Below are 17,351 nucleotides of genomic sequence, written 5' to 3' on the forward strand. Positions count from 1 at the left end.
CGCCGCGCAGGCCGCACGTCACTTGACGCGCCCGCGTCGCGCGACCTATGAGAAATGCAACATTGTTACACTTGATGTCCGTTGCGCCGGGGCCTCGCTGCTCCGCTGCCGTGACGCCCTCTCCAAGCCGGTCCCGTTCATGCGTCGTGCCTTCCAGTTCGTTCCCGCCTTGCTCGCCGCGGCCGCCGGCAGCGTCCTCTTCGCCGCCGCCGCCTCGGCAGCTCCGACGCAGTATCCACTGACGCTGGAGAACTGCCGGGAGACGATCACCTTCGCCGCCCCGCCCAAGCGCGTCGTCGCGCTCGGACAGACCCAGACGGAAATCCTTTATGCGCTCGGCCTCGGCGACCGTGTCGTCGGCACCGCCGTCTGGTTCTCGCCGGTCGCCAAGTCCTATGAGGCCGTCAACGCCAAGGTGAAGCGCCTCGCCGACAACGACCCGAGCTTCGAGGCCGTCGTCGGCCAGGAGCCAGACCTCGTCACCGCGATGTTCGAATGGCATCTCGGGCCGAACGGCATCGTCGGCAAGCGCGACCAGTTCCACAAGGTCAAGGTGCCGACCTATGTCTCGCCGACCGATTGCGTCGGCAAGGACAATTCCGGCCCCGGCGACGGCGTGCGCACGCAGATGTTCTCGATGGAGCTGGTCTATCGCAACATCCGCGAGTTCGGGCAGATCTTCGACGTTTCCGACCGCGCCGAGAAGCTCGTCGCCGAGCTCAAGGCGCGCGAGGACAAGGCCGTCGAGCAGGTCGCAAAGCTGAAGGCGCAGGACGTGCCCGTGGTCGTCTGGTTCTCCAGCAAGGACATCAAGGGCGACGGCTTCATGGCCGGCAAGAACGGCGTGCCGGCCTATATCCTGTCGCAGCTCGGGGCGCGCAACATCATCACCACCAACGAGGAATGGCCGCTGGTGGGCTGGGAGAGCATCGCCGCCGCCAACCCGGCCGTGATCGTCACGGTCAGGATGGACCGCCGCCGCTTCCCGGCCGACGATATCGAGAAGAAGCTCGAATTCCTGAAGACGGATGCCGTCGCCAGCAAGCTCGACGCGGTGAAGAACAACCGCGTCGTCATCATCGACGTCGGGGCCACTCGCGCCGGGCTCGATACGGTCGATGGCATCGAGACGCTCGCCAAGGCGATCGCGAGCTTCGGCATCGCCCCTTGAGCCACGCCGCCCACGGTCCGAACTGGCCGGCGCGGATCGGTCTCGCGCTGCTGTCGCTGCTGGCACTCACCTTGTCGGTGGCGCTGGCGGTGACGATCGGCGAGATGGCGATCCCGTTTCAGGTCGCCGTCAAGGCGCTCGGCAACGGGCTGTTCGACCTCGACCTGCCGGTCAGCGCGATCCAGCAGGGCGTGATCTTCGACTATCGCCTGAGCCGGGCATTGATGGCCGGATTGTGCGGCGGGGCGCTCGCGCTTTCCGGCGCGATCCTGCAGGCGCTGCTGCGCAATCCGCTGGCCGAGCCCTATATCCTCGGCATCTCCGCCGGCGCCTCGACCGGTGCCGTCGCGGTGCTGATCCTCGGCATCGGCATCGGCGGCGTGGCGATCAGCCTGTCGACAGGCGCCTTCATCGGCGCCTGCGCGGCGCTGGCAGCCGTCGCTTTGCTCGCGACGGGGGCGGGCGGCGCCAGCGACCGCGTCATCCTGGCCGGCGTCGCGACCTCGCAGCTCTTCAACGCCGCGACGGCAACCATCGTCACGACACTCGCCAGCGCCGAGCAGGCGCGTGGCGTCATGTTCTGGCTGCTCGGCAATTTCGGCGGCGTGCGCTGGCCGGATCTATGGATCGCGACGCCGGTCGCCCTGCTCGGCTTCGGCGTCTGCATGCTGCACGCCAAGGCGCTCGACGCCTTCGCCTTCGGCGTCGACGCCGCCGCCTCGCTCGGCATCGCGGTTCTGCGCGTGCGGATCGTGCTGTTCGCGACGACGGCGGTGATGACCGCCGCCATGGTCAGCATCGTCGGCACGGTCGGTTTCGTCGGCCTCGTCATCCCGCACGCCGCGCGTTTCCTCGTCGGCTCTGGCCATGCCCGCCTGCTGCCGGCCTGCCTCGTGATCGGCGCGGTCTTCATGATCCTCGCCGACATCCTCTCGCGCGTGTTGGTACCGCAGCAGATCCTGCCGATCGGCGTCGTCACCGCCCTGTTCGGGGCGCCGGCCTTCGCGCTGATCCTCTATCGCGCCAGGAGACCTGCGTGAGGAAGCCGGCATGACGCTCGCGACGCAGGACGTGCGCTGGAGCGCGGCCGGAAGGATGATCGTCGACGGTGTGACGCTCGCGGCGGCGCCGGGGCGCATCCTCGGCCTGATCGGCCCCAACGGCTCCGGCAAGTCGAGCCTGCTCAGGCTGCTCTGCCGATTGCGCAAGGTGGCGAGCGGCGTGGTGACGCTCGACGAGCGCGACATCGCGAGGGTGCCGCGACGCGAACTGGCACAGCGGCTCGCCTTCGTCGAACAGCAGGCGACGACCGAGATCCAGCTCTCCGTCTGCGAGGTCGTCCGCCTTGGCCGCACGCCGCATCGCGCCGCGCTCGCCTCGTGGAGCGCAGCCGACGAGGCCGCCGTCAGCGAAGCGCTGGTGCGGGTGGGCCTCGAAGACCGGCATGACCAGCCCTGGCACACGCTCTCGGGCGGGGAGCGCCAGCGCGTCCATATCGCGCGGGCGCTGGCGCAGGAGCCGAGCGAGCTGATCCTCGACGAGCCGACCAACCATCTCGACATCCAGCATCAGCTCTCGATCCTGACGCTGATCCGGCGGCTCGGCATCACCTGCATCGTCGCGCTGCACGACCTCAACCTCGCCGCTCTGTTCTGCGACGAGATCGCGCTCTTGCATCATGGCCGGTTGCTGGCGGCGGGCACGCCAGAAGCCGTGCTGACGGAAGAGACCATCCGGACCGTGTTCGGCGTGGCCGTGGCGATCAAGCCCGGCCATGCCGGGCGCCGGCACATCGAATATCTGGTCGATCTCGATCGGGACGAGCCGGGAGCGTGACTGGGGGGTGCTGGAGCGTGCTGATCGAGCGCGGAGCCACGCCGTCATTCCCGGACGGAGCGAAGCACAGATCCGGGATGACATGTATTTCTAGCAATAAGCGCCAGGTTCAGCGGCCGGAATTCAGCGCCTCTTCGGCGTAGCGGGCGACCAGGCGCTTCTGGATATCCGTCTCGGGGCCCGAGCCGGCGGCAGTGATCGCGCTGATCGCCGCATCCCCGCTCAAGCCAAGCGCGACAAGGATGCAGGTCGCGACCATGCCCGTCCGCCCGATGCCGGCGGCGCAGTGGACGAACAGCGCCCTCCCCGCCTTCAGGTCGCGTGCAGACTCTTGCGCGAGGGTCTTCAAGCCGCCGCCATCATCGGGAACGCCGAAATCGCCGATCGGGAAGCTTGTGACGGGGATGCCGAGATCGCCCTGCCGTGCGGCATAGTCCGGCGACTTCAGCCGGATTTCGTCCGATGGCGTCAGGCAGATCACGCGGGCGATCCCTTGCCGGGTCAGATCGGCCAGATCGTCCGCCAGCGGCCGCAAACGGCCGGGCATCGGCCCAAGCCAAAGCTTGCCGGCGATTTCAGCGGGTAGATCGACGCGTCGCATGAAGCCCGTACCGGCACTGCTCATTCCGCTTCCTCCGATCGTCAGGCGATCAACCCCTTCGCCTGAACGGCCATGACACGCTCCTCATTGGCCGGAATGACGAGAACCTTGAAATTCCCGAGGAAAGCAAGGCGCTCGAGGATGGCGTCCCGGACCGGCGCGGCATGCTCGCCGATGCCGCCGGTGAAGACGAAGCCGTCGATGCCACCCATGGCAGCGGCCATCGCCGCGCCGAACTGCGCGACCTTCAGCGCGAAATAATCGAGGGCGAAGCGCGCGCGGGGATCGTCGCTCGCGAGCAGCGTCTCGACATCGTTGCTCAAGCCGGAGAGGCCGAGCAGACCGGAGCGTTCATAGAGCACGTTCGAGACCTCTTCCGCGCTCATGCCCAGGCTCTGGAACATGTAGAGCACGGCGCCGGCATCGAGCGCGCCACTTCGGGTGCCCATGGGCAAGCCGTCGAGCGCGGTCATGCCCATGGTCGTGTCGATGCTGCGGCCACCCCGGATGGCGCAGAGGCTCGCGCCATTGCCGAGATGAGCGGCGACGACGCGCCCGGCGTGGAGATCGGGATGCTGCTCGGCCAGCACCATCTCCAGCCATTGATAGGACAGGCCGTGGAAGCCGTAGCGGCGGATGCCCTTGTCGCGCAGCCCCTGTTCGAGCGCGAAGTTATGGGTGAGCGGATCGTGCCCGGCATGGAAGGCGGTGTCGAAACAGGCGATGTTGGGCACGCCGCCCATCAGGCGCTGCGCAGCGGCAACCGCAGCGAGATTATGCGACTGGTGCAGCGGCGCCAATGGCGAGAGCGCTTCCAGCGCAGCGAAGACGGCCGGCGTCACCACGACGGGATCGGCATAGTTCTCGCCCCCATGGACGATGCGATGGGCGACGGCCTGCATCCGCCAGCCATCGTCATGCCGGTCGACGAAAGCGAGGACAGCAGAGAGCGCCGTGTCGTGGTCGCAGGCCTGCGGCAACGCGATGCGCTCGCGCCTGCCGTCGGCAAGGCTCGCATCCATCGCGGGCTCGGCTTCGCCGAGGCGCACCGCCTTGCCGCGGGCGAGCACGCCGAGGTCGTCGCTGCGGAAGACCTGGAATTTGAGGCTGGAAGACCCGGCGTTGAGGACGAGGATCGTATCGATCACTTGATCCGCCCCGTGCGGCGCGCATCGGCCAGGAGCACGGCCAGAACGCAGGAGAGCAGCCGCGCACGCAGATTGTCGGCCCGGCTGGTCAGGATGATCGGCACGCGCGCGCCGAGCACGATCCCGGCGGCATCGGCGCCGCTCAGGAAGGTGAGCTGCTTGGCCAGCATGTTGCCGGCCTCTATCTCGGGCACGAGAAGGATGTCGGCATGGCCGGCAACGGCGGAGACGATGCCCTTTTCCTTCGCCGCCGCGGCGCTGATCGCATTGTCGAAAGCGAGCGGCCCGTCGACGATGGCATCGGTGATCTGGCCGCGCTCGGCCATCTTCGAGAGCGCGGCGGCGTCGAGCGTCGCCGGCATGTGCGGGTTGACGGTCTCGACCGCCGCGAGGACGGCGACTTTCGGCAGATCGTCGAGGCCGCCCAGAGCGACATGCCAGAGATTGACGGCGTTCTGGACGATGTCGGCCTTGGTAGCGAGATCCGGCGAGATGTTGACCGCCGCATCGGTGATGATGAAGGGCTTGGGATAGCTCTCGATATGCATCACGAAGGCATGGGAAATGCGCCGCTCGGTCCGCAACCCGGAATCGGCCCGTACGACGGCACCCAGAAGCTCGTCGGTATGCAGCGAGCCTTTCATCAGCGCGCCGAGCTCGCCGCCCGCCGCCAATGCGACGGCCTTCGCCGCGGCCTCGTGACTATGCTCGGTATCGACGAGCTCCCAGGGCGAGATGTCGATGCCGGCCTCCCGCGCGGCAGCGTGGATGCGGGCGGCCGGGCCGATCAGGACCGGTTCGATCAACGCCTCGCCGGCCGCATCGGCCACCGCTTCGATCACATTGGCCTTGACGGGATGGACCACGCCCGTGCGCACCGCCGGGAGATCCTGGCAGCGGCCGAGCGCGAGCTGGAGATATTCGGAAGCGGACAGCGTCGTCATGGCATCTAATCCTGTTCCGCGATCCAGCGGGCGATCCCCGGCCAGGTTTCGCCAAGCGTCTTGCGGCCCATGAACAGGCCGATATGGCCGCCGGGCACCAGCTTCTTCTCGACCTTCTTTTTCGGCGTCCCGACGAGATCCTCCGCCGCGAAGACCTGCTCGCTGGTGGTGATGTCGTCCGCCGCGCCAGCGAGGAGATAGACCGGGCAGGTGACATCCTTCAGGCTCAGGCGCCGGCCGAGCCCGACGAACTCACCCTTTGCGAAGCGGTTTTCCTTGAAGATCTGCTCGATGGCCTGGAGATAGTAGACGCCAGGCAGATCGAGCGGGTTCTCGTACCAGGCCGCGAAGGTCTCGGTCCGGTCGAGATAGTTCCTGTCGGCGAGATTCTGGTAGAGCCGGATGAACTTGTCGACGTAGTGCTCCTCCGGATGCATGTTCTTCCAGCCGGCGAGCATGAAACGGCCCGGCATCAGCCCGCGCCCGAGCCGCACCATGTCGCGATAACTCTTCAGCGGCATGGTCTGCGCCATCTGCTTGATCGGTCCATCGCCCGCATCGGCATCGATCGGAGAGCCCGCCAGCACCAGCGACCTGACCTTGCCCGGAAAGCGGGCCGCCAGCATCGCGCTCAGCCAGCCGCCCTGGCAGAGGCCTACCAGATGCACGACACCGCCAAGATCGTCGATCGCGGCATTCAATTCGGCGAGATAGGTGTCGATGCTGAAATAGCGCATCTCCTGCGTCGCAGGCTTCCAGTCGGTGACGAGGGCGTGGTCGATGCCGTTCGAAAGCATCGTCTCGACGAGGCTCTGGCCCTTGTCGTAGTCGGCGATGGTCGCGCCGTGCCCGGCATAGGGCGCGTCGATCAGCACGGGAACGCCGTCTGCACGAGGCTTGCCGAATTCGCGCAATCGCATCGTCTGAAGGTCGAGGCGCACCGTGTTGGGCGTGGCCCAGTCCGGCGGCGGCGGGCGGGTGATCTTCACCGCCTCGGAGAGGAAATCGAGATTGCGCTCGGTCAGGCGCAAGGCGGCATCGACGGGCCAGAACCAGGGCAGGCTGAGTTCGGCGGGGCGGTCTGCGGCGAGTTGCGCGGCAGGCGTCGTCTTCTTGCGGGCGGTCATAAGCGGATCCAGATCTCCTCCCGTCAGCTCGGACACTAGGAAGCCGACAGGGCGATGACAACCGGTGCGGACGGGCCAGCACCGGACGATGGAGCGGCCCTCAGGAGAAGATCACCTTGCGGAACCGCGTGAGCGCGAAAGCGAAGTAGGCCGCGCCGATGGCGACGATCTTGACGATTTCCGGCCAGACGATGTCGAGGCCCGCGCCGCGATAGAGCACGCCTTGCGAGAAGGCGACGAAATGCGGCGTCGGGCTGAAGATCCGCATGATCCACTGTAGCCAGAGCGGCATGCTCTCCATCGGCGTCGTCGCGCCGGACAGAAGCTGCGTGACCACGAAGACCGGGATCGCGAGCAGGCCGAACTGCCCCATCGTCGTCGCCAGCGTGCCGAGCAGGATGCCGAGCGCTGCGACGGAAAAGGCATAGATCGCCGTGCCGAACACGAAGAGCAGGAGCGAGCCGGCGATCGGCACGCCCAGCGCCCATTCGACGATGAGGAGGAGCGAGGCCACCGCCGCGACCAGGATGACCAGTGCATTCGCCACCATCTTGGCGAGCATGATCTCGACCGGCGTGACCGGCATCACCAGGAGATGCTCGACCGTGCCCTGCTCGCGCTCGCGGATCAGCGCCGCGCCGGTCAGGATGATGGTCAGCAGGGTGACGTTGTTGAGCACCTGCATGACCGAGCTGAACCAGCCGGAGTCGAGATTGGGGTTGAAGCGCGCCCGCACCACCAGATTGATCGGCAGCGCGGTCGTCGTCTCGCGCCCGGCCTGCCGGTTCGAAATCTCCTGGGCGATGATCTGCTGGATATAGACCGCGCCGTTGCCGGCCTGGGTCATCGCAGTGGCGTCGATGTTGAGCTGCAGCACCGCCTGCCGCCCGGCCAGCAGGTCCGCCTGGAACTTGGGCGGTATCTCGAGCACGAAGACGAGGCGGCCGGAATTCATCTCGGCGTCGATCTCGGTGGCGGCGATGCGCTTCGAGACCTTGAACAGCGGTGGACCGAAGGCGCCGAGCAGCGAGCGCGAGAACTCGGACTGGTCCTCGTCGACGACACCGATGGTCAGATCGCGCGCCTCCAGCTTCACGCCGGTCGCCACGGTGTAGACGGCAATGCTGAAGGTGTAGGCCACCAGCACCAGCATGATCGGGTCGGCCCGCAGGCTGCGCAGCTCCTTGACCATGAGGCGCAGGATGTTCTGGAGGTGGATGACGAGCGCCGCCATCTCAGTTCTCCTGCTTGCGCAGCGCCAACTGGGCGACGACGAGGAAGAGCAGGAAGAAGCCGCCGAGCACCAGCAGATTGGGCCAGAGCTCGGCCGCCCCCAGCCCCTTGGTGAAGACGCCGACGCTGACCGGCTGGTACCAGGCCGGCGGCAGGCTCATGCCGATGATCCGGCCGCCGCCCGAGAGCGAAGCGACCGGCACCATCAGGCCGGAGAAATTGACCGCCGGGATGATCGACAGGATCGCGGTGGCGAAGACGGCCGAGACCTGCGTGCGCGTGAAGCTCGAAATGAGCTGGCCGAAGCCGGTCGTGGCGGAGACATAGAGCAGGGTCGCCAGCACCAGCACCCAGGCCGGCCCCTTGATCGGAACCGCGAAGACGGTCAGCGCGATCAGGACCAGCATGACGAAGCTGACCATCGCCACGGCGATATAGGGCAATTGCTTGCCGAACAGGAATTCGAAGCGGCTGATCGGCGTCGAGCGGAAATTGGCGATGGAGCCGGTCTCCTTCTCGCGGACGACGCCGATCGCTGACATGATCGCCGGGATGAGGATCAGCATCAGCATGATCACGCTCGGCACCATCGCGTTGGCGCTCTTGAAGTCCTGGTTGTAGCGGAAGCGGGTCTCGATCGTGACGGGCGTCGGCGCATGGCTCGATGCGGCCTGGGAAGCCACGAAGTTCTGCGCGTACTGCGTCGCCAGCCCGGTGACATAGCCGCGCGTCGTCTCCGCCCGGAACGGCATAGCGCCATCGAGCCAGACGGATAGTTCGGGCACCCGTCCGCTCATCAGGTCGCGACCGAAGGAAGGCGGGATCTCGATCGCGAACTGAAGCTCGCCGCTCCGCAGGCGCTGGTCCAGTTCGACGGCGGATCGGATCGGCGCCTGTTCGTCGAAATAGCGCGAACTCGAGAAGCCCTCGACCAGTTGCCGGCTCTCCATCGAGCTGTCCTGGTCATAGGCGGCGAATTTCAGGTTCTCGACATCGAAGGAGATGCCGAAGCCGAAGGCCAGCATCAGCAGGAGCGGCCCGAGGAAAGCGAAGCTAAGCCGGATCGGATCGCGCAGCAGCTCCATGGTCTCGCGCCTTGTGCAGGCCCAGAGCCGGCGCGGATCGAAGCGGCGCGCCGGCGGCGCCGGCCGGGCCGCGGCGGCTGGGACCGCAGCCGCTTCCGCAGGCGCATCCTCGATGCCGGCGGCCTCCTTGAGATAAGCGATGAAGGCTTCTTCCAGGGTGTCCATGCCGCGTTTCCGCACCAGCTCCTGCGGCGTGCCCACCGCGAGCACCTTGCCGGCATGCATGAAGGAGATGCGGTCGCAGCGCTCCGCCTCGTTCATGAAATGGGTCGAGAGGAAGATCGTGACGCCGTCATCGCGCGAGAGGTCGATCAGCGTGCGCCAGAAGGCGTCACGCGCGATCGGGTCGACGCCCGAGGTCGGCTCGTCGAGGATCAGCATGGCCGGCCGGTGCAGGACGGCGACGGCGAGCTGCAGGCGCTGGCGGATGCCGAGCGGCAGGCTGTCGGGCCGTTCGTCGGCAACGGTCTCGAGGTCGAAGCGGGTCAGGAGCTCTGCGATCCGGCCGGGGATATCGGCCGGCGGCAGATGGTAGAGCTCCGCATGGAGCAGCAGATTCTGGCGGACCGTCAGCTCGCTGTAGAGCGAGAAAGCCTGCGACATGTAGCCGACATGGCGGCGCGTCTCCATGTCGTCGGCGGCGAGCGGCTGGCCGAAGAGCTTGGCCGTGCCTTCGCTCGCCGGCAGCAGGCCTGTCAGCATCTTCATGGTCGTCGACTTGCCGCAACCGTTCGAACCGAGGAAGCCGAAGATCTCGCCGCGGCCGATGCGGAAGCTGACATGGTCGACGGCGACGAAATCGCCGAAGCGGCGGGTCAGCCCCTCGGCTTCGATCGCCGGGGTGGCATCGTCGCTGATCGTCCGCGGCCGCATCACGACCTCCCGATGCTGCGCGCGCTTGGCCTCCGGCAGCAGCGCGACGAAAGCGCCCTCCAGCGTCGTTTGCCCGGCCTTTTCGCGCAGCTCGGCCGGCGTACCGGTGGCGATCGCCTTGCCGTCGTCCATGGCGACAAGCCAGTCGAAGCGCTCGGCCTCCTCCATATAGGCAGTCGCCACGATGACGCTCATGCCCGGCCGGCGGGCGCGGATCGTGTCGATCAGGTCCCAGAACTGGCCGCGCGAGAGCGGATCGACGCCCGTCGTCGGCTCGTCGAGCACGAGCAGGTCGGGATCGTGGATCAGCGCGCAGCAGAGCGAGAGCTTTTGCTTCATGCCGCCGGAAAGCTTGGCTGCCGGCCGGTTCTCGAAGGGGTCGAGCCCGGTGGCCTTGAGCAGTTCGTCGATGCGGCTGCGGCGCTCGGCGGCATCCTGTCCGAACAGCCGCGCATGGAAGTCGATGTTCTCGAAGACCGACAGCGTCGGGTAGAGATTGCGACCCAGCCCCTGCGGCATATAGGCGATGCGTCCACGCCGCGCCTCGCGCTGCGCCTTGACGCCGAGATCGCCGCCCAGCGCATGGACGCTGCCCTGCTGGATCGTGCGCACCCCGGCGACGAGCGCCAGCAGGGTCGACTTGCCGACGCCATCGGGCCCGATCACCCCGATCATGCGGCCGGACGGGATGTCGAGCGTCATCGCGTCGAGGGCGGTCACCTTGCCGTAACGGTGCGTGACGCCGACGAGGCTGGCGGCAGGACCGGCCTGCGTCATGGCAGCTTCACGACCAGGGAGTCGGGCCATTTCGCGGAGGGAGAGGTACGCACGAAGCCGAGGCCGCGCACGCCCGTCTTCACCTGCCGGTGGTATTTGGCGAGCAGCGCGGGATCGACCTGAAGCTTGGCGCGGAAGACCAGCTTCTCGCGCTCCTCGGCGGTCTCGACGGCCTTTGGCGTGAACTGCGCATCGGCCGCGACGAAGCTGACCGTCGCCGGGATGACGTATTGCGGCACGGGATCGAGGATGATGCGCGCCTCGTCGCCCAGCGCGAGCTGCCCCGCCTGCGAAGCCGGCAGGTAGATCGTCATGTAGACGTCCGAGAGGTCGAGGATGGTGATGACACGGGTGCCGGCCGAGACCACCTCGCCGGTCCGGGCGAGCTGGTACTGGACGCGCCCGCTGCGCGGCGCGACCAGCACGAGATCGACCAGGATCGCCTTGATCTGCTCGGCATCGGCCTCGGAGGCATGGATCGCGAACTGTGCCTGATCGCGCTGCGCCTGTGCTGCCCTCAGCGCGGCGTCGGCGGCATCGGCCTTGGCAGAGCGCTGATCGTCGGTCTGCTTGCTGAGATAGCCCTTCGCGACCAGCTCCTTGCCGCGTTCGGCATCGGTGCGGGCGAGGATCTGATCGCTTTTGCGCTGGGCGATCAGCGCCTCGGCCTCGGCGAGCGCCTGGCGGGCGCGAAGGACCTGTGCCTGCGCGGCCCGCAGCTGCGCCTCGTATTCCGGCGAGGAGATGCGGGCGACCACCTGGCCGGCGGTGACCTCGTCGCCCTCCTTGACCGAGACCTCCGCCAGGCGGCCGGCATATTTCGAGGAGACGTCGATCTGCGTCGCCTCGATGCGGCCGTTGGTCTTGACGATCCCTTCCGGCATCGCGTCGCCGCGCAGCCTTTCGATCAGCGCCTTCAACCGCGACTGCGCCTGTACGGGAGGCGGCGACAACAGGAACGTGGCGAGGGCAGCGGCGACGGCTACTCGGTATACGCGCATGGAGCGTCTCCAACGGGACAGGCCTGGAACGTTCAGCTCTGCGGTTTTCATAGCACGCAAGCCGCAGCCGGCGAGAGCCGCGCTCGCATGACGCCCTTTTCGTTCGCGCTCGGGAACGCGGCACAACGCCGCGATCTCGCGCCCATCGTTTCCCGAGGGGGTTCGGTCGCCTCTGCCCGCTGGCGGGGCGGCTCGCAATGCGCGGCGCGCTACTCGAACAGGTCGGGATGCGCCGCTTCGGTCTTTGGCAGGGCGCGCAGGATCTCGGTGAGATGGTGGCGCATGGCGGCCTCGGCCTCGGCGGCATCGCCCGCGTCGATCGCCGCCATGATGCGCCGATGCTGCTGGATCAGCGGCAGCATCGCCTCGGGCCCCGGCAGGGTCAGCTGGCAGACCCGGTCCATATGCGCCTTGATGTCCCGGATCGCCTCCCAGGCGAGCGGCATGCCGACGCCTTCCGTCAGCTCGACATGGAAGAGTTCGTCATAGCGCTGGAAGGCGGCATGGTCGTCGCGCGCGGCGGCCTTGTCCTGCATCTCCAGGAAATCGGCGATGCGCTGCCGGCTCTGTGCGGCGAAGGACTGGCAGGCCTGCCGGACGATCGCGACCTCCACCGCCTCGCGCACGAAGCGCGATTCCATCATCTTGCGCACCGAGAACTTGACCACGACGGTGCCGCGCTGCGGCTGGATATCGACGAGCCGCGTCTTGGCGAGCGCGATCAGCGCCTCGCGCACCGGCTGGCGCGACACGCCGTATTTCAGCGCGATCTCCTGCTCCGACAACCGCGTGCCGGGCGGCAATTCGAGCGCGATGATCGCCCGACGCAGTTCGGCTTCGACACGTCCGGCCGCCGAAGCGCCCTGGAGAGCGGCGGGTGACGCCAACGAAAGGCTCAAGTCAAAAACCTCCAGGGCCTGTTGCGTACCATACAACAACATACTACCATACAATCACTGCCGCAACCAAGCAGGGGCGGGCAGCAAGTTTACGTTCGAGGCGCCAGCGAACAAGCCGGGAAACGGCAGGGCGCTCGAAACCACGGGAGAACGCACCATGACCGCACGCCGCAGATTCCTTGCCTATACCGCCGCGCTGGCCTTTTCGGCAGCGGCAGCTTCATCCGCGCTCGCCCAGAGCGTGACGCTTCGTTCCGCAGACATCCATCCGACCGACTATCCGACCGTCGAGGCGGTCCGCTACCTCGGCAAGCTGCTCGAAGAGCGCACACAGGGCCGGATCAAGATCAACGTCTTCCACTCCGGACAACTCGGCCAGGAGAAGGACACCATCGACCAGACCCGGTTCGGCGTCGTCGACATCAACCGCATCAACATGGCGCCGTTCAACAACCTGATCCCGGCGACCAACATCCCCTCCCTGCCCTTCATCTTCCGCTCGGTCGATCATATGCGGAAGGCGATGGACGGGCCGATCGGCGACAATCTGCTGAAGGAATTCGAGAAGCACGACCTCATCGGCCTCGCGCTCTACGATTCCGGCTCGCGCTCGTTCTATAATTCCAAGCGCCCCATCAACAGCCCTGCCGACATGAAGGGCATGAAGATCCGCGTCCAGCAGTCCGACATGTTCGTCGCGCTGGTCTCGGCGCTGGGCGCCAACGCGACGCCGATGCCCTTCGGCGAGGTCTATTCCGCGCTGCAGACCGGCGTGATCGACGGTGCCGAGAACAACTGGCCGTCCTATGAATCGACCCGCCATTTCGAGGTCTCGAAGTTCTACTCCGTGACCGAGCACTCGCTGTCGCCGGAAGCGCTGGTGATGTCGAAGAAAAGCTTCGACAAGTTCAACGCGGCCGACCAGGCGATCATCAAGGCTGCGGCCAAGGAATCGGTCCTCAAGATGCGCGAGCTCTGGGATGCGCGCGAGAAGGCGTCCGAGGCCAAGGTCAAGGCCGGCGGCGCACAGATCAATACCGTCGAGAAGAAGCCCTTCATCGACGCGATGAAGCCGGTCTACGACAAGTTCGTCACCGATCCGAAGCTGAAGGAAATGGTCGCCGCCATCCAGGCGGTGAACTGAGCCTCTGCGATGCGGGGCGGCCGGCAACGGCCGCTCCGCTTTCGGCAACCCGCCAGCCCGGGCCAATCTCATGCGCGCTTTCACGGCCTTCCTGACACGCCTCGATGCCAAGCTCAGCCTTTATGCGCTGATCACCGCAGGGGCCGGCCTCGTCCTGATGACCATCATGGTCGCCTGGGGCGTCTTCGGCCGCTATGTGCTGAACGACACGCCGATCTGGGTCGAAGCCGGATCACTCTTCCTGATGTCCTGGTTCATCCTGCTCGGCGCCGCTGTCGGGGTGCGCGAAAGCGACCATCTCGGCTTCGAGGTCGGGCTCGTGATGTCGCCGCCGCGCTTACGCGCCGTGCTGACCGTGCTTGGCGAGGGCCTGGTCTGCGCCTTCGGGCTCGCCATGCTCGGCTATGGCTGGCAGCTCGCGGCCGGCACCTGGAGCGACCGCATGCCGATCATCGGCATCTCGCGCGGCTGGGACTATGTCCCGATCGCGGCGGGCGGCGCGCTGATAGCCCTGTTCGCGCTCGAAAAGATCCTTCTCTTCATCACCGGCGAGCAGCAGGCGCCGCTCGGTTTCGTCCATTTCGGCGAGAGCCAGGAGGCCTGATCACATGGAACTCTGGGTTCTCTTCGGCCTCTTCTCGCTGCTCCTGCTGATCGGTGTGCCCGTCGCCTTCTGCCTCGGCATCGCCTCCGTCGCGACCGTGGCCTATATGGGCCTGCCGCCGGTCGTGGTCTTCCAGCAGATGAACTCCGGCATGAACGCCTTCGCGATGATGGCGATCCCGTTCTTCATCTATGCGGGCGACCTGATGATCCGCGGCGGCATCGCCGAGCGGCTGATCCAGATGGCGGCGAGCCTCGTCGGACATCTGCGCGGCGGGCTCGGCCAGGTGAACGTGGTGACCTGCACGCTCTTCGGCGGCATCTCCGGCTCGGCCGTCGCCGACGCCTCGGCCGTCGGCGGGCTGATGATCCCGCAGATGAAGAAGCGCGGCTATGACGCCGACTACGCCGTCAACGTCACCGCGAACGCGGCGATCATCGCGCTGCTGATCCCGCCCTCGCACAACATGATCATCTATTCGCTTTCGGCGGGCGGCAACATCTCGATCGCGGACCTGTTCACGGCAGGCGTCGTGCCGGGTCTCATGCTCTGCGGCGCGCTGATGGTCGCCGCCTGGGCGGTTGCGGTGAAGCGCGGCTATCCGCGCGAGGCCTTTCCGGGCTTTGCCGCCGTCGGACGCTATGTCGTGCTGGCGCTGCCCGGCATCCTGCTGATCGGCATCATCTTCGGCGGCGTCCGTTCCGGCGTCTTCACCGCGACGGAATCGTCCTGCGTCGCCGTCGTCTATGCCATCCTCGTGACCGTCTTCGTCTATCGCCAGCTGACCTGGACGGCCTTCGTCGAGGCGACGCTCGGCGCCGTCCGCACCACCGCGATGGTGCTGCTGGTCATCGGGACGGCCGGCGCCTTCGGCTGGCTGATGGCCTTCCTGCAGGTGCCGCAGGCGACCATCGCCGCGATGAAGGCGGTCTCCGACAATCCCATCGTCATCCTGCTGATGATCAACCTGATCCTGCTGGTGCTCGGCACCTTCATGGACATGGCGCCGATGATCATCATCTGCACGCCGATCTTCCTGCCGGTGGTGAAGGCGTTCGGCGTCGATCCCGTCCACTTCGGCGTGATCCTGATCCTCAATGCCGGCATCGGCCTCAACACGCCGCCGGTCGGCTCGGTGCAGTTCGTCGCCTGCGCCATCGGCCGCATTTCCATCGGGGAGTCCATGCGGACGATCTGGCCGTTCTACGGCGCCAGCGTCGCCATGCTCCTGCTCGTCACCTATGTGCCCGGCCTGTCGCTCTGGCTGCCGCGCCTGTTCCACTGAAGGACCGACCATGACCATCGAGATTCGCCAGGTTTCGCACCCCGAGGCCGTCAAGGGCTTCGACACGGCGGAGCTGCGCCGCCATTTCCTGATCGAGACGCTGTTCGTGGCGGGCGAGGTCAAGCTGACCTACAGCCATCTCGACCGCGTCATGGTCGGCGGGGCCACGCCGGTGAGCAAGCCGGTCGTGCTGCCGACGCCAAAGGCGGTCGGCACCGACGCCTTCCTCCGGCGGCGCGAACTCGGCATCGTCAATGTCGGCGGCGCCGGCACGGTTTCGGTTGGCGGCAAGGCCTACGCACTGGCGAAGCGCGACGCGCTCTATGTCGGCAAGGAGGCCGGCGAGGTCTCGTTTTCCAGCGACGAGGCCGGCAATCCCGCGAAGTTCTACCTGCTCTCGACGCCGGCCCATGCCGTGCATCCGACCAAGGTGATCCGGGAATCCGACGCCAAAACCCTCGCGCTCGGCGAGCAGGCGACCGCCAACAAGCGCGTCATCCGCCAGTACATCATCCCCGGCGTCTGCGACACCTGCCAGCTCGTGATGGGCCTGACCACGCTGGAGGAGGGCAGCATCTGGAACACCATGCCTTCGCATGTCCACGACCGGCGCATGGAGGCCTATCTCTATTTCGACGTCCCCGAGGATGCCCGCGTCTTCCATCTGATGGGCGAGCCGCAGGAGACCCGCCACCTCGTCGTCGCCAACGAGCAGGCGATCCTCTCGCCCGGCTGGTCGATCCATTCCGGCGTCGGGACGAAGGCCTATTCCTTCATTTGGGGCATGGGCGGCGACAATGTCGACTACACCGACATGGACATGGTCGCGACCGGAGACCTGCGCTGATGCTCTCAGCGTTCGATCTGAGCGGCCGGACCGCGATCGTCACCGGGGCCAATACCGGCCTCGGCCAGGCGATCGCCGTCGCGCTCGCTCAGGCGGGGGCCGGCATCGTCGCCGTCGGCCGCTCGAGCATGAGCGAGACGAAGGCGCTGATCGCCGAGACCGGCCGGCCCTTCCATGAGATCGCGGCCGATCTCGCCACGCTGGAACCGATCGCGCGTATCGTGAGCGAGGCCGAGGCCGCGGCGCAGGCCGACGGCTCGCGTCTCGACATCCTCGTCAACAATGCCGGCATCATCCGCCGCGCCGACGCGATCGACTTCACCGAGGCCGATTGGGACGCCGTGATGGACGTCAACCTGAAGTCGACCTTCTTCCTGACGCAAGGCGTGGCGAAGCGCATGCTCGCCGACGGCAAGGGCGGCAAGGTGATCAACATCGCCTCGCTGCTCTCCTTCCAGGGCGGCATCCGCATCCCGTCCTATACCGCGTCGAAGAGCGGGCTCGCCGGGCTGACGAGGCTGCTCGCCTGCGAATGGGCTGCGAAGGGCATCAACGTCAACGCCATCGCGCCGGGGTATTTCGCGACCAACAACACGCAGGCCCTGCGTGCCGACCCCGCGCGCAACGACGCCATCCTCGCGCGCATCCCGGCCGGGCATTGGGGCCAGCCGCAGGAGATCGGCGGCGCTGCCGTGTTCCTCGCCTCCGACGCAGCAGCCTACATCCACGGCGTCGTCCTGCCCGTCGATGGCGGCTGGCTCGCACGCTGAGGGAGA

The 17,351-nt window shown here is 67.0% G+C and carries 16 protein-coding genes; 8 read left to right on the forward strand and 8 right to left on the reverse strand.

Translation table 11 applies throughout. The features are described 5' to 3' along the window. The first annotated feature begins 139 nt into the window (after nt 1-139). Genes AC2FAN_RS07300 through AC2FAN_RS07310 form a run of 3 tightly spaced genes read left to right on the forward strand, consistent with a single transcriptional unit; the run spans nt 140 to nt 3,007 of the window. Nucleotides 140-1,171 carry an ABC transporter substrate-binding protein gene (locus AC2FAN_RS07300; RefSeq protein WP_485173235.1) on the forward strand — a complete coding sequence of 344 codons (1,032 nt, stop codon included), beginning with the start codon at nt 140-142 and terminating at the stop codon, nt 1,169-1,171. Further along, nucleotides 1,168-2,211, forward strand: coding sequence for a FecCD family ABC transporter permease (locus tag AC2FAN_RS07305; RefSeq protein WP_485173236.1), 1,044 nt, complete (start codon nt 1,168-1,170; stop codon nt 2,209-2,211). Before AC2FAN_RS07300 ends, AC2FAN_RS07305 begins: the two co-directional genes overlap by 4 nt. Before the next feature lie 10 nt (nt 2,212-2,221). After that, nucleotides 2,222-3,007, forward strand: a complete 786-nt coding sequence (locus AC2FAN_RS07310) for an ABC transporter ATP-binding protein (protein ID WP_485173237.1) — start codon at nt 2,222-2,224, stop codon at nt 3,005-3,007. 109 nt (nt 3,008-3,116) lie between these two features. Here the strand turns inward: AC2FAN_RS07310 and AC2FAN_RS07315 are convergent, their stop codons facing one another. From AC2FAN_RS07315 to AC2FAN_RS07350, 8 genes are all read right to left on the reverse strand, one after another. Beyond that, nucleotides 3,117-3,632: a protein-tyrosine phosphatase family protein gene (locus AC2FAN_RS07315; RefSeq protein WP_485173238.1), complete on the reverse strand. Its 516-nt coding sequence runs from the start codon at nt 3,630-3,632 to the stop codon at nt 3,117-3,119. 17 nt (nt 3,633-3,649) lie between these two features. Beyond that, the gene (locus AC2FAN_RS07320; protein WP_485173239.1) at nt 3,650-4,756 is read right to left on the reverse strand and encodes an acetate/propionate family kinase; all 1,107 of its coding nucleotides are present in this window, start codon (nt 4,754-4,756) and stop codon (nt 3,650-3,652) included. Next, the gene (locus AC2FAN_RS07325; RefSeq protein ID WP_485173240.1) at nt 4,753-5,700 is read right to left on the reverse strand and encodes a bifunctional enoyl-CoA hydratase/phosphate acetyltransferase; all 948 of its coding nucleotides are present in this window, start codon (nt 5,698-5,700) and stop codon (nt 4,753-4,755) included. Before AC2FAN_RS07325 ends, AC2FAN_RS07320 begins: the two co-directional genes overlap by 4 nt. Before the next feature lie 5 nt (nt 5,701-5,705). Continuing rightward, complete coding sequence (locus AC2FAN_RS07330) at nt 5,706-6,827, reverse strand: alpha/beta fold hydrolase (RefSeq protein ID WP_485173241.1); 1,122 nt, start codon at nt 6,825-6,827, stop codon at nt 5,706-5,708. Between the two features lie 100 nt (nt 6,828-6,927). Beyond that, a complete protein-coding gene (locus tag AC2FAN_RS07335) occupies nt 6,928-8,061 on the reverse strand; it encodes an ABC transporter permease (protein WP_265051521.1) in 1,134 nt (377 codons plus the stop codon). Between the two features lies 1 nt (nt 8,062). After that, nucleotides 8,063-10,795 (reverse strand): ribosome-associated ATPase/putative transporter RbbA, encoded by a 2,733-nt coding sequence (gene rbbA / locus AC2FAN_RS07340; protein ID WP_485173242.1) that lies wholly within the window; start codon nt 10,793-10,795, stop codon nt 8,063-8,065. Further along, on the reverse strand, nt 10,792-11,796 hold the full coding sequence (locus tag AC2FAN_RS07345; RefSeq protein WP_265051519.1) for an HlyD family secretion protein: 1,005 nt from the start codon (nt 11,794-11,796) through the stop codon (nt 10,792-10,794). Before AC2FAN_RS07345 ends, rbbA begins: the two co-directional genes overlap by 4 nt. A 209-nt stretch (nt 11,797-12,005) precedes the next feature. Next, on the reverse strand, nt 12,006-12,695 hold the full coding sequence (locus AC2FAN_RS07350; RefSeq protein WP_265051518.1) for a GntR family transcriptional regulator: 690 nt from the start codon (nt 12,693-12,695) through the stop codon (nt 12,006-12,008). A 157-nt stretch (nt 12,696-12,852) separates the two neighbouring features. On the opposite strand from AC2FAN_RS07350, the gene AC2FAN_RS07355 reads away from it, so the two are divergent. The 5 genes from AC2FAN_RS07355 to kduD all read left to right on the forward strand — a co-directional run bounded on the left by AC2FAN_RS07355 (nt 12,853) and on the right by kduD (nt 17,345). Further along, nucleotides 12,853-13,839, forward strand: coding sequence for a TRAP transporter substrate-binding protein (locus AC2FAN_RS07355; RefSeq protein WP_265051517.1), 987 nt, complete (start codon nt 12,853-12,855; stop codon nt 13,837-13,839). Nucleotides 13,840-13,909: 70 nt separating this feature from the next. After that, nucleotides 13,910-14,443 (forward strand): TRAP transporter small permease, encoded by a 534-nt coding sequence (locus tag AC2FAN_RS07360; RefSeq protein WP_265051516.1) that lies wholly within the window; start codon nt 13,910-13,912, stop codon nt 14,441-14,443. Between the two features lie 4 nt (nt 14,444-14,447). Continuing rightward, the gene (locus AC2FAN_RS07365) at nt 14,448-15,728 is read left to right on the forward strand and encodes a TRAP transporter large permease (protein WP_485173243.1); all 1,281 of its coding nucleotides are present in this window, start codon (nt 14,448-14,450) and stop codon (nt 15,726-15,728) included. A 10-nt stretch (nt 15,729-15,738) separates the two neighbouring features. Further along, entirely contained in the window at nt 15,739-16,575 is an 837-nt protein-coding gene (gene kduI, locus AC2FAN_RS07370; protein WP_485173244.1) for a 5-dehydro-4-deoxy-D-glucuronate isomerase, read from the forward strand. Then, nucleotides 16,575-17,345 carry a 2-dehydro-3-deoxy-D-gluconate 5-dehydrogenase KduD gene (gene kduD / locus AC2FAN_RS07375; RefSeq protein ID WP_485173245.1) on the forward strand — a complete coding sequence of 257 codons (771 nt, stop codon included), beginning with the start codon at nt 16,575-16,577 and terminating at the stop codon, nt 17,343-17,345. Before kduI ends, kduD begins: the two co-directional genes overlap by 1 nt. Nucleotides 17,346-17,351: the final 6 nt, after the last annotated feature.

This window comes from Allobosea sp. RIT-PG3_2 (genome assembly GCF_057321085.1).